The organism is Propioniferax innocua (assembly GCF_006716235.1).
Classification (GTDB): Bacteria; Actinomycetota; Actinomycetes; order Propionibacteriales; family Propionibacteriaceae; genus Propioniferax; species Propioniferax innocua.
Map to the genome: position 1 here is coordinate 716437 of NZ_VFOR01000002.1, position 15059 is coordinate 731495.

The 15059-nt window shown below is 66.7% G+C and carries 15 protein-coding genes; 5 read left to right on the plus strand and 10 right to left on the minus strand.

What is annotated here, in order from left to right:
• Nucleotides 1–3: 3 nt before the first annotated feature.
• A complete protein-coding gene (locus FB460_RS10065) occupies nucleotides 4–870 on the plus strand; it encodes a 5-oxoprolinase subunit C family protein (protein ID WP_142094314.1) in 867 nt (288 codons plus the stop codon).
• Between the two features lies 1 nt (nucleotide 871).
• Here the strand turns inward: FB460_RS10065 and FB460_RS10070 are convergent, their stop codons facing one another.
• Together FB460_RS10070 and FB460_RS10075 are read right to left on the minus strand one after the other, a co-directional pair.
• Nucleotides 872–2566: an ABC transporter ATP-binding protein/permease gene (locus FB460_RS10070; RefSeq protein ID WP_211345942.1), complete on the minus strand. Its 1695-nt coding sequence runs from the start codon at nucleotides 2564–2566 to the stop codon at nucleotides 872–874.
• A complete protein-coding gene (locus tag FB460_RS10075) occupies nucleotides 2541–3671 on the minus strand; it encodes a DUF1611 domain-containing protein (protein ID WP_142093999.1) in 1131 nt (376 codons plus the stop codon). The genes FB460_RS10070 and FB460_RS10075 overlap by 26 nt, the downstream gene beginning before the upstream one ends.
• Before the next feature lie 155 nt (nucleotides 3672–3826).
• Between FB460_RS10075 and FB460_RS10080 the strand changes: the two genes are divergently transcribed.
• The 3 genes from FB460_RS10080 to FB460_RS10090 all read left to right on the plus strand — a co-directional run bounded on the left by FB460_RS10080 (nucleotide 3827) and on the right by FB460_RS10090 (nucleotide 8243).
• Nucleotides 3827–6088, plus strand: coding sequence for a DEAD/DEAH box helicase (locus tag FB460_RS10080; protein WP_142094000.1), 2262 nt, complete (start codon nucleotides 3827–3829; stop codon nucleotides 6086–6088).
• A gap of 99 nt (nucleotides 6089–6187) precedes the next feature.
• Nucleotides 6188–7315, plus strand: coding sequence for a NucA/NucB deoxyribonuclease domain-containing protein (locus FB460_RS10085; RefSeq protein ID WP_142094001.1), 1128 nt, complete (start codon nucleotides 6188–6190; stop codon nucleotides 7313–7315).
• Complete coding sequence (locus FB460_RS10090) at nucleotides 7302–8243, plus strand: hypothetical protein (RefSeq protein WP_142094002.1); 942 nt, start codon at nucleotides 7302–7304, stop codon at nucleotides 8241–8243. Before FB460_RS10085 ends, FB460_RS10090 begins: the two co-directional genes overlap by 14 nt.
• A gap of 146 nt (nucleotides 8244–8389) precedes the next feature.
• Here the strand turns inward: FB460_RS10090 and FB460_RS10095 are convergent, their stop codons facing one another.
• From FB460_RS10095 to FB460_RS10130, 8 genes are all read right to left on the minus strand, one after another.
• Nucleotides 8390–8764, minus strand: coding sequence for an Rv3654c family TadE-like protein (locus tag FB460_RS10095; RefSeq protein WP_142094003.1), 375 nt, complete (start codon nucleotides 8762–8764; stop codon nucleotides 8390–8392).
• On the minus strand, nucleotides 8761–9099 hold the full coding sequence (locus FB460_RS10100) for a hypothetical protein (RefSeq protein ID WP_142094004.1): 339 nt from the start codon (nucleotides 9097–9099) through the stop codon (nucleotides 8761–8763). Before FB460_RS10100 ends, FB460_RS10095 begins: the two co-directional genes overlap by 4 nt.
• 70 nt (nucleotides 9100–9169) lie before the next feature.
• Nucleotides 9170–9421, minus strand: coding sequence for a DUF4244 domain-containing protein (locus tag FB460_RS10105; protein WP_142094005.1), 252 nt, complete (start codon nucleotides 9419–9421; stop codon nucleotides 9170–9172).
• 138 nt (nucleotides 9422–9559) lie between these two features.
• Nucleotides 9560–10312, minus strand: coding sequence for a type II secretion system F family protein (locus FB460_RS10110; RefSeq protein WP_142094006.1), 753 nt, complete (start codon nucleotides 10310–10312; stop codon nucleotides 9560–9562).
• A 25-nt stretch (nucleotides 10313–10337) separates the two neighbouring features.
• The gene (locus FB460_RS10115) at nucleotides 10338–11120 is read right to left on the minus strand and encodes a type II secretion system F family protein (RefSeq protein ID WP_142094007.1); all 783 of its coding nucleotides are present in this window, start codon (nucleotides 11118–11120) and stop codon (nucleotides 10338–10340) included.
• Nucleotides 11117–12277, minus strand: a complete 1161-nt coding sequence (locus tag FB460_RS10120; protein ID WP_142094008.1) for a TadA family conjugal transfer-associated ATPase — start codon at nucleotides 12275–12277, stop codon at nucleotides 11117–11119. The genes FB460_RS10115 and FB460_RS10120 overlap by 4 nt, the downstream gene beginning before the upstream one ends.
• A complete protein-coding gene (gene ssd / locus FB460_RS10125) occupies nucleotides 12274–13296 on the minus strand; it encodes a septum site-determining protein Ssd (RefSeq protein WP_170210044.1) in 1023 nt (340 codons plus the stop codon). Before ssd ends, FB460_RS10120 begins: the two co-directional genes overlap by 4 nt.
• 190 nt (nucleotides 13297–13486) lie before the next feature.
• Nucleotides 13487–14260, minus strand: coding sequence for a Fic family protein (locus FB460_RS10130; RefSeq protein ID WP_142094010.1), 774 nt, complete (start codon nucleotides 14258–14260; stop codon nucleotides 13487–13489).
• A 55-nt stretch (nucleotides 14261–14315) separates the two neighbouring features.
• Here FB460_RS10130 and FB460_RS10135 point away from each other — a divergent pair, with 55 nt between their 5' ends.
• Nucleotides 14316–15026, plus strand: a complete 711-nt coding sequence (locus FB460_RS10135) for a class I SAM-dependent methyltransferase (RefSeq protein ID WP_142094011.1) — start codon at nucleotides 14316–14318, stop codon at nucleotides 15024–15026.
• The last annotated feature ends 33 nt before the right edge of the window (nucleotides 15027–15059 follow it).

A 15059-nucleotide genomic window follows, 5' to 3' on the forward strand; every position in this document is an offset into this window, starting at 1 on the left:
ACGATGCCCACCACGATGGAGGTCGTCCACCCCGGCCCCATCGCCACCTTCCAGGATCTGGGTCGGCATGGTGTCATGGGGCTCGGGATCCCGGTCTCGGGCGCTCTCGATGAGAGATCCCACCGCCTGGCGAACCGACTCGTCGGCAACCCCGAGACCCATCCGACGGTGGAGGCGACACTCGGCGGTCTGGCCGTCCGGTTCTCCGGACCGGTGGTGGTCGCGGTCACCGGGGCGGACGTGGACGTGTTCGTCGGCGACCGCCAAGAAGCCATCAACTGCGTGCTCCGAGTACCCCGGGGCACCACGCTGCGGCTGGGAGCGCCACGGAGTGGACTGCGATCCTATGTCGCGGTCTCCGGGCTCTTCTCACTGCCCACACTGTTCGATTCATCATCCACCGACCTGCTCTCCGGTCTCGGCCCCGAACCATTGCAGGCCGGGGACCGTATCGACCTGCGCCGACCAGATCCGGGGGCCGTGAACCCCGCAGCGATCTCGTTCGCCCCGGTCTCGGTGCCGACCAGTCACGTCATCTGCCTCGTCCATCCCGGGCCACGGCGCGATTGGCTGACCCAATCGGCCTGGGAGACATTGGTGTCGCAGGAGTTCTGCGTGAGCCCTCGTTCGAACCGGATCGGGGTGCGGCTCGAAGGTCCGACGCTGGAACGGCGGCGTCATGAGGAACTGCGCAGTGAAGGGCTCATCACCGGAGCCATCCAGGTGCCCGGTGACGGCCGTCCGGTGGTGTTCATGCATGACCACCCCACCACCGGAGGCTATCCGGTGATCGGGCTGGTCCGAGCCGAAGATCTCCACCTGATGGGTCAGCTGGCCCCCGGCGACACGGTGGCCTTCCGCCCCGCCTGAGTCACCCTGCTCGATGAGGTGACGCCGCTGGCCGGGACGCATCCTCGTCCTCAGCCCAATCGGTGGGATCGGTGCGGACGTCCCCATCGACGTGCATCACCGAGACCGGCTCGGGATCCAACGCCGCACAGACGTGTTCACAACCGATCAGCAGCACCACACCGGGATACTCACAGACCAAGTCCACGAGCATGTCCTTCCCCGAGGAGGAGAGATCATTTTCGATCCGGTCAAGGATCAACAATTCCGGTTCACCGTAGAGGGCGCGCGCCAACGAAAGCCGTGCTCGCTGGTCGACGGTGAGAGGTGATCCACCGCGTCGTAGCTGGGTCCGATGGCCCTCCGGCAGCGAAGAGTCGGGAAGACCGACCCGATACAGCAGATCGCGAGCCGCATCGGCGTCGAGATCGGGGCGTCGATAACGGGCCGCGCGCAACAACCGGCCACGCTCGAAAGCCGTTCCGGCCCTTGCGACGCCCACCAGTTCCCGCGTCTCCCGGCTCTCGGCCTCGGCGATGTTGAGCCCCGCGATCCGAACATGATCGGTGAGATGGCCCGGGGGAAGCGCCAGCCCAAGGATCCGATTCACCGCAAGCTCGGTGGCCGCCGGATCACCCTGGAGCACGTACCGGTTCCCGCCCCGAGCGATGACGGCGCGTTCGAGCAGCTCGGGCAGCTGGATGTGCACGAGTGCGTCGGTGTCGGGCACCGTCAGTTCACTCGAGCGATCACGGTGTTCGACGCGGGCGGCACGACGCAGGGCGGCGTGCTGGAGCGTCGGCGCCAAAACGGCCCGGGCGGCCAGGAAACTCTGACGGAACTCAACGACCCGGCCCAGATCCATGATCGGTGGCGCCGCGATGGCAGCGATGGCCATGGCGGCGACGATGACCGCTGCATCCACATGCCCGAGAGTGCCGACCGCGGCCACGAGCATGCCCACCAGCGTCGACGCCACCACGCCGGTCGCCCTGATGAGCCCGAGGGTGCCTGCACGGTCGACGGCCCGGTCGGCAACACGGGCAGAGACCTCATCGAGATTCCGCAGTTCCCGGTGGCCGCCACCGGCTGCGAGAATGGCGTCGGAGGCGGTGACGGTCTCGGCGATCCGGGAGGCCATGGCACCACGGGTACGGCGCAGTGCCCGGGATTTCGCGTAGGCCTCCCGCGCCCAGAACATCAGCCCCGCCGCCAGCAGAGCCAGCGGCACGAGAGCCACGGCGGCGAGCCTCCAATCCAACAGGGTCAACGCCACGAGCACTCCGGCGATGAGTGGCACCGCCACCACCATCGGCGCGACCCCCTGGGCCACCCAGTTGCGTACCGAGGTGAGGTCGTTCGTCGTGCGGGCCACCGTGATCCCCAAGGAACTTGAGTCTCCGGGCGTCAGGACCGAACGCAGCAGTTCACGGCGCACCTCACGCACATAGTGCTGCCCGAGTCGTTCAGCGACCACACGCTCGTTCACGCGCAGCGCTCCAACAGCGAACGCGGCGAGCACCATGGTGAGGAGCGCCCATCTGCTGGTCGACGGATCGACGCTCTCCTGCAGCCGAATCATCGCCCAGGCCATGGCCATGCCGATGGCGGCCTGTCCGAGCCCCAGCACGACGAGCACGGCCAGCCAGGCCCGTCGGACCCCGGTGAACAGCGGCGGCAGACCGCCGGCGTCAGGCCCCGACACGGTTGTTGGCAAGAAAACTCGTACCGATCCCCGGCTCACAGAGATCGAATGTCGCCACCACGGGGACATCGAGGGCGGCCATGGCCTCACGGGTGGCCAGCGGAGATGCGGTCAGGACGCCGGACACCAGCGTCGGGGTGTGCCCGAGGGAGCGCATGACATCGACGCCTCCGACCGCCCCGAGGGCGTCCCCGGCGGCGAAGACCACCTGATCCACACGCTGGGTGAAGACCTCATCGGTCAGAAGGCGACGCGTCTCTCCCTGATAGATGCCGTCGGCGACCTCCACCAGCACCACATCGGGAATGCCCTCGCCCACGTTGCCGGCGAGCTCATCGACCAGTGAGGCGAACACATTGCGAACCTCGCCGTAATCGAGCCCGAAGGTGGTGGAGAGACCGAAGTCGGTGAAGTCGAGCACACGGTGCGCGCCGGCGTCGGTGAACAGGTGCGAGTCGTTCCCCGAGCCGGTCCCGGTGGCCTTGCCGGTGTGGACGCGCAGACCCGCGCGGCTCAACCCGTGAGCGAGACAGGCCAGCGTCGTGGACTTGCCCGAGTTCATGGACGTGCCGAGGACCGCGATCACCGGTACACGATGGGTCGGGGCTGTGGCCTCAGCGATCTGGAGAGGTGCGCAGTCCCGGAGGTTGAGCGGCTTTCCCTGAGCATCGGTCACCCGCCCGATGGGCTCGATGACCGTGGCCTCATCGATGCGATCGTGCTGTTCGATGACCTCGGAGGCCAGCCCACCGGCCGCCGCGAGGTTGCAGGGCCCGAGGTCCTTGGGAAGGGTCGCGAGGAACTGGTCGGCGGCATAGCGGCTGCCGTAGGCGACCACGATCTCATCACCGATGAACAGCGTCTGCCGACGCGAACCCGGACCCTCGAGGCGCTTGTGGTGACCGACCTCAGCCACGCGTGCCAGCACGACGTCGCCCGTTTCGGGCGCTGCGGTGCGGTCGGTGTCGACCCCGAACGAAGCCCGATCCTCGTGCTCGAACACGAACCGCGTGGAATAGGCGTACTTGGCTCGGCGAAGCGCCAAAGCGGCCTGCACCGGGTTCATCAACTCCTCGGTCAACGTGGTGGGGGCGGTGCGAAATTCGAGCAGGGTCATCGTGTTCCTTCGTGAAGTCGGGGCGAGTTCATCAGGAAGTCCACCGGACATGCGTGAAATCTCCATGAGCACGGCATGAAGAATGCTTCATGTTCGACGTTGTTGTGGCTTCCCACGTCGGGAGCATCTCTGAGGGCTGCCCCTAAGGTGGTGACGTGGCGGTACCGGAGTGGCTGATCAGCGATGTGCGGGCGCGAGCCCATCTGCATCGGGAGTCCCGGCCCGGACGCGTCGGCGCTTGGCCGGGTTGGCTCCCCGACGAGGTGGCCGCAGCATTCGCCGAGGTGGGCGTCGAACGACCCTGGTTGCACCAACAGCAGGCTGCGGCGTCACTGCACGGCGGGCATCCGACGATCCTGACCACCCCCACCGCCTCGGGGAAATCATTGGGATATCTGGCTCCGGTGCTGGCCGCCACCTGGGGTGGCACGGAGTGTTCTCCCCCGGAGGTGGATCTCGGACGTGCACGGTTCCGGTGGGCCAAGCGTCCACACACCGCGTTGTATCTGGCCCCGACCAAGGCATTGGCCCACGATCAATGGGCCCTGTGCCGACGCCTGACCGAGGCCGGGTTGCCGACGTGGCGCACGATCGCGGTGGACGGGGACTCCTCGACCGATGACCGGATGTGGGCGCGGGACCATGCGGCCTACGTGTTGACGAATCCGGACTGGGTGCACGCGGCGTTGCTGCCGTCGCACAGCCGATGGTCGGGGTTCCTGTCGTCCCTGCGGTACATCGTCGTGGACGAGGCACACCACTATCGCGGTGGTTTCGGCGCCCACGTGGCCATGGTTCTGCGTCGGCTGCTGCGGGTGGCCCGCCATCACGGTGCCGATCCGGTGGTGGCGATGGCGTCGGCGACGATCGGCGACGCCGCCGCGCATGTGGCCGCGTTGACCGGCCTGGATCCAGACGCGGTGACCGTGGTCTCCGAATCCACCGCACCGGCTGCCGCGCTGGACACCGTGCTGTGGCAGCCCCGTGACCATCACGACATCGAGACCGCCGTGCTGTGCTCACAACTCATCGGCCGTGGACGGCAGACGCTGGCGTTCACCTCATCACGCAATGGTGCCGAGAAGGTGGCGTCGACCACCGCCGAGCACACCGGCGAACGCGTCGAGAGTTATCGCGGTGGGCATCTGGACCTGGACCGGCGGGCGGTCGAGCAGGGCCTGCGGGACGGTTCGGTGCGGGGCGTCGCCGCCACGAGTGCCCTGGAGCTGGGCGTCGACATCACCGGGTTGGATGCCGTGGTGTGTTCGGGGCATCCAGGTTCGTTGTCGTCGCTGTGGCAGCGTTTCGGCCGGGCCGGACGCAGCGGCGCGGACGCTCTGGCGGTCCTGGTGGCCGCCGATGATCCACTCGACGCCTGGTTGCTGGATCACCCCGAGGTGTTGGCCTCACGCACATTCGAGCCGATCCCGGTCGGGGTCGGCAACCGCAACATCGTGGCGGCGCATCTGGCGGCGTCAGCTCAGGAACTGCCATTGACCGAGGACGCTCTGCCACTCTTCGGGGCGAAGGCTCGCGAACTGGTGGATGAACTGGTGGCGGGCAAGGTGCTGCGGAAGCGTCCCACCGGGTGGTACTGGACGCGGCCCGACCGCGCCGTGGATGCGATCAGCCTGCGCACCATCGGCCCCGGTGGCGTGGAGGTGACCGATATCGAGACCGGCCAGATCCTCGCCACGGTCGATGCCGGTTCCGCCGACCGCACCGTGCATCCGGGGGCCATCCACGTCGTGCGGGGTGTCCCCTGGCAGGTGGTGGATCATGTGGCCGACTCCCCCATCGCCTGGGTCGAACCCGCGCAGCCGGGGGTGCGCACCGCGGCACAGTCGGTGGGCGGGGTCGAGGTGATCGGCACCGAATCGACCGCCGAGGCGGGCGTCGGGACCAGCGGGCTCGGCGAAGTGCGGGTGACGAGCCAGGTGAACCAGTGCCTGGTGTTCGACGAGTACTCCGGTGATGTGATCGACAACTTCGCCGTCGACCGGCCCATGCGCACCCTCGACACCGAGGGGCTGTGGTGGGAGCTGCCGTCGGCCACGGCCGCGCACATGACCCCGAAGGGTCGGTTCGCCGCCGCCATGCATGCTCTGGAACACGTGGTGACCGCGCTGCTGCCGGGGTTCGTCGCCTGCGACCGCTCCGAAGTGGTGGCCGTGAGCGACCCGGGCGGGGCACGGCTCGTCATCCACGACCTCGTTCCCGGTGGCGGTGGTTTCATCCGCATGATCGCGCCGCGCGCGGTGGACCTGATGCAGTCCGCACGTGACCTCCTCGAGGCCTGTCCGTGCACCGACGGCTGCCCACGGTGCATCGTCTCGGTGCGCTGTCCCGATCACAACGCCGCCCTCGACAAAGCAGGAGCCGCTTGGCTCGCGGGGTTGTTGTGCCCGGACGGGTGAGAGATCTGCGGAGACCGGTGGACCATGTTTCCCCTTACGTGACGCCAACATGAACATCTGGCAAAAATTCTCAATACTTGCAGCACCTTCTTCCTCAGCATGCTGAGCTGCTGCCATGCGCCCCCCTTACTGTCAATAGCAGCATCCATACTCCTCCTCTTCTCCATCACGCCCATCCCAGCCAGGGCTGAAACCAACGATTTTCTCGACCTCTGCAGCAAGCGCGACGATGGCAGGTACTACTGCAGTTCATTACGCCCCATCGAGGGCGCCGACCCCGCAGTGGAAACCCGCCGCAGCTCCGCCTCTTCCACGCCGAATGAGAACAACTGGAACGCGAAGGAATGCTCCGACAAGCGCGGCGCCCCTGACCGAGTACTAACCGACCGTTTCAAACTTTGCGCCTTCATGTATGTTTATTCAGCAGTTTTCGACTCAGACGAAATAGCCGTGGGCGGCGCAACTCACGTGGTTCGGATCAACGTCTCCACCGATGGCACACGAGCAATCGATATCTCGCACACGGTTACTCGCATACACGAATGGGGAGCCGCCAAGGTTGCCCAGTATGGATGGGCGATGAACATCAATGGACCTACAACGGGAAAACCAATCCTTGTCAAGGACTACGGCTCTGCATCCACACACCGGTACACCTACAAGCCAGCGCTGGAGACCGGCACCCAAGGAATGGTCTCAGGGACCTACATGGCTGGAGCCAAAATGGGCCCATTCATGTCCAACGCCGTCTTTTTCGATTCACCTCGTTTCGCGCGATGCGACAACAAGATGGGAAAGCCCAAAGCCCAAGGGTGCGTTGCGATGGGGCACGCCGAACTACATATCAGCACTAAAAACAAGGAGTACTACGAGCATGTCCGTGCCGCCATCGCCGCAGGCCACCCGTCTCGATTGACTCGACTCACAGACCCGAAGGCCATCCGGAAGAACCGCAACGCCATATGTCCGACCGACGGGTCGCTACCTCGACCCAAGGGCTACGAGTGCGATGAGCACCCATTCGCCAGCACCTACCAAGGAGGACGCCTTCCTGTGGTGACGCAAGCGATACCCAGTTGCCAGATGAAGGATCCGAAATCCACCGGCCGAGGAACCAGCCGGTGTTTCATACCCCAAGACTCGAATAATTATGGCGGGAACGAGCTGAGAAGCATGTACTCCAAGCAACGCGTACTCGAGAAGGATGAATTCGTTGTCTACGTTTGATACTCCACAGACACATAAATTGGCGATCGACTACGGCACCTCATGGCTCGGATGGGGCGACAATCCGCTCGAGCAGACACCAAGCCAAAACAGCAGAAGTCCTGACGACGTCATCCTCGTTACCGACCGGGCGGTCCTGTTCTTCACCCAAGTCACGCTGGGCGACATCACCGTTCACATCTCCCAGGATGTGGAGCTCCCCGAATGGCTCACCATGGAATGGACCCATTCTTTCGACCTCGATCTCCACCTCCACGGGGATCTGGTCCTCGACAGCCTCGACATGAGCATGAGCCCACGCCCCGAGCTGGGCTCAATCGAAGACGGCATCTACCCGGTTACCATCCGCATGTGGGGCAACCCCGACGACTACGACGGAACAGTCCCCGACTCCGAAGAACGCGTCTGGATCCACATCGGCCCCAAATACCCCAAGGGCGAAGCTCCATGCCACACGGATTCGGATGGACAACCTTCATTGCCTCCCTTGGAGGCGCCTCAGACACACACATTGATGATCGACCGCCGTACGGCTTGGCTCGGCTGGGGCAAGGCCCCGCTCGAAGACAGCCCAAGTCAAGCCATGCGACAAAGTGGCGATGTCATCCTCGTCACCGACTGGGCTGTCATGTTCTTCACACAAGTCAGGGCAGGCAGGATCACCGTCCACATCTCCCAAGATGTCGAGACCGTGGACTGGCTGGTCATGGAGTGGGAGTACTCCTATGACCTCGACCTCCACCTCCACGGGGATCTGGTCCTCGACAGCATGGACATGACCAATAGCCCACGCCCCGAGCTGGGCTCGATCGAAGACGGCATCTACCCGGTCACCATCCGCATGTGGGGCGACCCCGACGACTACGGCAAAGAGGTCGTCGACTCCGAAGAACGCGTCTGGATCCACATCGGCCCCAGACATCCCTGATCCCTGCCCCACCTTGACGTTGTGCCGCGCAGACACGGCACAACGTCACGATGGAAGCGTTCGTGGGCGTTCCCGCGGGAACGTCGCTGGCGGTGGATGACCCCCAGACCCGGATCACCCCAGGCTCGGATCACCCCAGGCCCGGATCACCCCAGGCTCGGCGATCCTGCCCATGCTTCGGCGGGTACATGATCCGGCAACCCGGGGAACAGCGGTTTGACCCCGAGCTTCACCTTGACGTGCACAGCCCACTCCACCGTGTCTCCGGCGGTCTCACAGGCCACCACTTCTGCGCCGTTGCGTCCGGCCACTCGCTCGGCGGCACCGCACACGTCACCCCCGTCGGGGACCCGGGCCGCCGCCGACAGAGCCGCCAGGTCGGCAGCACCACGCGCACGATGCACCGCCGCCACGTAGAGCACGCCCACGACCACGACGATTCCGAGCAGGGTCACCACCGCGATCGTCGACAGGGAGACCATCGTGCCGCCACCGCGCTCATCGCGCACCTGCCCGATCATGGTTCCGCCTCCACCGTTGCGGTCGCCACGAGCGGCACGGTCAGAAATCTCGGGCCCAGCGGATTGGCGTCGTAGCGCACCTCCACCCGCACTGCGCCATCGACCACCTCGTCGGTCACCACCGCCCCTTCGAGCGCATCATCGCGGGCACGTTCCACTGCCGCCTCATCACCCCGCGCGACCTGACGGGCGACCTCGGTGGCGGTGTTGAAGATCTGTGCCTGCGCCACCAGCACCGCCATGAGCCAGGACACCGCCGCCACTGCGAGTCCAGCAGCCAGCAGCCCCACGGCGAGTTCGACGGTCACCATGCCGCGTTCACGTCGTCCATCCATGGTCAGACTCCTTGATGCGGGTCGCCCCGGACAGAACATCCACCCGGGGCGACCACCAGCAGATCGAGGTTCAGAACGGGGTGGGCATTCCGGTCATGATCATCTCGAGGATGCGCAGGATGAGCTGCAGCAGCGCCTGCCGCACCTGCTCATCGGTGAGGATCTTGATCAGGATCGTGCCGAAGCTCGCAGCAGCAACGGTTCCGACGGCGTATTCGGCCGTGGTCATACCACGCTGATCGAATGTCTCGGTCTCAGCGCCGACGTGATCACATGTGTCAAGGACGGGGTTGGGGTTGAGGCAGGTCTGGTCGAGGTACATGGTCATCTCCTTCGCAGGGCCTGCAGCACCGTTTGGATGCCGCACCCATCGTTATGGACGGGTCGACCCCGAACCGATCCGCCCGACGTCGAATCTGTGGATGAAGCTTCGAGACCACCGGCCCCTGTGGAGAAACACTCACAGCCCCGGCCACAACGCCACAACCGCACCGGCGACCGCGGGCACGATCCCCACCAGCACGAACGCGGGCAGAAAACAGGCCGCCAGGGGAAGGGCACTGCGCACACCTGCGGTCCGTGCCCGCCGCTGCCGCAGGGCGACGGCCTCGGTGCGGGCGTCCGCGGCACGAACCCGCAACAGTTCCTCGACGCCGGTCCCGCTCTCCACCTGACGCGCCAGATCCCGTGCGGTCTCCCCCAACACCGGATCATCGGCCAGCGCGGCCCACGCGTCGGCGTCGGGCATCCCCACATCGATACGCGCCACCACCTGCCGCAATTCCTCGGTGACCGGCGTCTCGGCCAGATCGGCCACCATGCGCACCGCACGCCGCAACGGCGCGCCGGACGCCAACGCCGAGGCCAACAAGTCCAGTATCTCGGGCAGATCCAGCATCAACTCCTCGCGGTGGGCGGCCCGGTCCTCGGTGGAGACGAACCTCAACCCCACGAACGCCGCCAGCCCCGCACCACAACCCAACAGAGCCCCGACCAAAGGCCCCACCCCCACCAGCACCACGACGATCACACCGACTGCCACCGACATCACCGCCCGAACCCGACGCGACAACGCCCCCGGCGGCGGTTCGAACCACACCGAACCTTCGCGCTCCATCACCAGACGCCCGAGCGCACCACGCGTCCCCGGCACCAACAACCACACCGCAGCGGCCCAGGAACATGCCGCCGCCAAAGCCAACATCGACGCCATCACGCCTCCTCACACCCGCCCGACATCACCGTGCGGCCCTCGCCGTGATGCGCTCGGTCCACACCACTCCCGCACACGCCAGAGCCGACCCCAACGCCAGACAGACCCCACCAGCCACCGAACCGGTCAGGAACGCCACAGGGTCACCGCCGATCGCGTACCCGATACCGATCCCCGCCAGCGGAAGGACCGCCAACAGCCGGCTCGTCATCAACGGCGCCGCCAACTCCGATTCCACCGTCCGCCGCACCTCAGCGTCCTGTTGCAGGGCCTCGGCCACGGCACCAAGCGCCTCGGCCATGGGCGCACCTGTCATCTGCGACAACGACCACGCCCGCGCCACCTGCCCCAGCCCCTCCCGCCCCGGCTCCATGGCCTGATCCAGCCAGAGCGACGCCGGGTCACCACCCACCGCGGTGAGTCCTGCCGCGTCGGCCAACACCGAGCATTCCTCGGCGGCCAGGGCCAACGCCGACGTCGGCATCCGCCCAGCCCGCAGCTGACTGGCAACGATGCCGCAGGCCCGCGCCACCGCCTGCCGTTCCCGGTTCCCACGCCGCGCCGCGAGCCGCGCACGCAACACCCATCCGGCCGTGGCGATCGGTCCAGCACACGCCAGTGCGAGCAGCAGCGTCAGCACTCCCCCCACGATCAGCATCAGCACCGCCACGCCCGCCGCGACCGCCGCCGGAAGCGGCCAACCGCTCCGGTGACGCGGCGAAACCGCCCCCACCCGGGCCAATCGCCGATCATGACACGGCGGCACCGACCACCAGACCGCCAATGCCCACAACACCGCGGTGGTCATCGCCCACACATCCTGCGCAGTTCGTCGATGGCCGGCCCGGGCACACACCTGCCATCCTCGAACTCCACCGCGGGAACGACCTCCAGCTCGGACCACTCCCCTGCAGCACGCACCGTCCCAGCACGTCTCAACACATGAATCCCTGTGACCTGGCGTCGACCATCACGTCGCCTCAGGGGCACCACCACGTCCAATGCCGCCGACGCCTGCGCCACCAGCGCCTGCGGACTCAATCCACCCAATGCGGCCAAGGCCGTGAGCCGCGCGGGCACATCGGCGGCCGAGTTCGCGTGAATGGTGCCGCAGCCACCCTCATGACCGGTGTTGAGCGCGGTGAGCAGATCGGTCAGCTCCGCGCCGCGCACCTCACCCACCGCGAGCCGATCAGGCCGCATACGCAACGCCTGACGCACCAGATCGGTCAACGTCACAGCCCCCGCTCCTTCAGCGTTGGCCGCTCGCGCCTCCAGCCGCACACAATGCGGGTGCTCGGGGTTCAACTCGCGGGAGTCCTCCACCACCACGAGCCGCTCATTCGACGGCATCTCCGCCAACATCGACGCCAGCAGCGTCGTCTTCCCCGTGCCTGTTCCGCCGCAGACGAGGAACGCGAGCCTCGATGCCACCACCTCCCGCAACAACGCCGCGCCCTGCGCCGGGACCGAACCCCGCTCCACCCATTCATCCAGGCTGAGCCGCCGACGCGCCGGCACCCGCAACGACAGGCATGTCCCAGGATCCGCCACCGATGCCAGGATCGCGTGGACACGTGTGCCATCGGGCAATCGGGAATCCACGAACGGCGCGCCCTCATCGAACCGTCGACCCGCGCTCGCAGCCATACGCGCAGCCAGGCGTCGGACCTCGGCGTCGTCGGCGAACGTCACCCCGGTCCGTTCAAGGCCCTCGCCGCGATCGATGAACACCTCCGAGGGCCCGTTGACCAGCACATCGGTGACGCCTTCGCTCCGCAACAGAGGCTCCAACACTCCGGCCCCCACTGAGTCACGACGCAGGGTCTCCACACAGTCCATGAGCGCGGCGTCGGAGACGACGAGCCCTTCGGCACGCATCGCTGCGGCCACGTCCTCAGGCATCGGGCTGCGGCCCAGGGTGGCGAGTCGGCGTCGAATGCCGGCCAGATCGTCTTTCCTCATGCCGTCACCTGCGCCAGAACCCGACCACACGACTGCTGCCACCGGCGAGTGATGTCCCCCAGTGGTTCGCCGCGTTCGGTAGCCGCGACCAACCGCGACTCATCGGGAATCTCGCCCCACAACGGGAGCCCGAGCGTGTCCGCCACCGCCTGCGCACTTGCCCCTTCTGCTGCGCGTCGCACCACGACGCCGGCTCGATCGGAGACCTCAGCGATGAGCCGCTCGGTCGCCGCCACCTGCCGCACGCACCCGCCGGTCACCACGATCCGCGCATGACAATGGCGCAGCCCCTGACGCGCCCCAGCGCTGAGCGAACGCCCCAGATCGACGATGACCAGTGCGTGCTCACGAGCCAGGGATCGCAGGACCGCCGCGACAGCATCGGGAGAAGGGTCCCCCGGGCCGTCCTCGGCGCGGGCCATCGACAGCACCGGAACACCACGCGCCGACGGCAGGAACTCCGCAAGGTCGTCGATGTACCCGGATGAGGACGCCAGATCCGGCCACCGCCAGCCCTGCTCACGCTCGGCCCCGAGAAGGAGATCCAGGCCGCCCCCACGCTCATCCAGATCCACCAATGCCGCCGACCCGTCGGCGCATTGGGCCAGACTCACCGCCAGCGTCGAAGCCCCGGCTCCGCCGTGCCCGCCGATGACACCGATCACGCGCCCCGCCCCTTCAGCACGGTCACCGGCCAGCAGACTCGTCAGCCAACGCACGCCATCGGGCAGGACCACGACGCTGGCGCCCAGCGGTGCCGACCACGCGCACAGATCATCACGGTCCGCCTCTGTGCCCACCAAGCATGTCAGTGAGGACGGCGGAAGGGTGTGATGGGCGATGTGACGGACACGGTCGATGCCGATGACCAGCGGCTGGTCGAGGGTCTGCAGGTGCGGGATCTGTTCGGGGTCGCTGACGGTCATCGCCGTGGTGCCCGCTGCTGCTGCCGCGGCCAATACCGCGTCACGCAGCTGCGGATCAGAGGTCAGCAGGACCGGGGCACGTTGAATCTCCATGCTCCACACCATGGAAGGGGGTACCTCTCCATCGGACCGCTTCGCGCACGATTGTGGACAACCACATCCGCGCGCGCCGACCTGTGGAGAACTCTGCTCTCACACGGTGGTGTGCATTATCGCCGTCTACAACGACACAGGAGGGAAATCCTCCCTCGAGGCGCCGCTGAGGGGCACCTTTTGCGAGCCCTCACACCTTGTCATCGCGGAACCTCGGCGCCGCCCCCATCGGTGACTGCTCGGCCCCATGGGTGAGGGCATCGCAACAGTGGATGATCCACGCACGAACTCCATCTGCGGTCCCGGTGGAGTATTCAGCCAAGGCACGGTGGTAGGCGCGCCCCGCGACCAGATGGGCGGTCTCGGGTAGAAGTACCGCGCGTGGGTCGATGCCGGCCTGGATGAGCACCATGTGGTCCACGGCCCGAGCCACGATCCCGCTGACGAGCTCGAACGGCTGGGTCGCCATGATCTCGGCATGGGCGATGGCGCCGACCACCACCGGCGAAGCTGTCGTCGGCATGCTGAGCAGCTCCGACACCCCCGACACGCGTTCGCGGCAGTCCGGACGCACCTGACCAAGGCCATCGGCGTCGATGCGCCCGACATCGACGAGCCCTTTGGCTACGATCGTGTGTGCCCGTGCGATCACGCGGGACGGTTGGCTGCGGATATCGGCGGCGAGGTCGATGAGCTGTGTCGACATCCGGACCGAACCGGCTTCCACCGCACGCCGCACATCGTCCGATTCGTGGATGGTCTCGCCCGTCGAGGGATCCTGCAGGGCCAAGGTCGCCGAATCTCGCGCACCGGCCAACAGCGCCTTGGCCGACTGTTCGGCGGGCACCTGACGCATGCCGCGGTCCCGCAGGACGGCATCGGCGGCATCCCGGGCGGCGGTGACGGCTGACGGAACGCCCTCCATGGCAGCAAGATCAGCCAGAGGGTCATGCGTGGTGCTCATGACCCCAAGTTTCACAGACGCAACCGCGCCTCGTGCGAGTCGGTAGTCTCGCCCCATGGCCAGCCCGCGCTTCCCCGACGCTTCCCTCGCTTGGCTCGTGCCCACCTGTCGGCGACCTGTCCTGGACCTGGGCGGCGGTTTGACCGATCAGATCGCGACCACCAACCGCGTGGTGGCCGCCTGCCATGGCGATGACGTGCCGCAGTCCTCACCCGTGGTTCGGACGAAACCTTCGTTGTTGCCATTCGCGCCCGGATCCTTCGATCTGGTGACCGCCACCGATGGTGAACTGCTCGTGAGCCCGGTGCTCTCCGAAGCAGCCCGTGTTCTGGCCCCCGGCGGTCAGCTCGCCGCGATCGAATACTCCCGCGATGACAGTATCCCGTGGGTTCGACGCTTCGCCGAACGGCTCCAGGCGGATGACCCCACCGCGATGCGGTCCCATGGTTCTCGGCTGTTGGAGTTCATCGAGGCATCCCACCACTTCGTCGACGCGCAGCACCGCATCTTCCGCCGCTGGGTCCCATTGAGCCGGGACCGGCTCCTGGGCATGGTGCTGACCCGTCCAGCGGTGATCGCCCTCGACGAGAAGCAGCGCAGTGACCTCACCGCCGATCTGTTGGCCATCCACGATCGTGCAGCACGTCCGGGAGAGAAGCTCCAGCTGCCCTTCGAGGTCGTGTGCGTCCGCGCCGAAGTGGACCCGTCCACCGTGGAGGCACCCGCTCCCAGAACGGACGCCCTGTCCATCCGGCTCCATTTCTGATCTACTGGCGATGTGACCGATGCTGTGACGCAG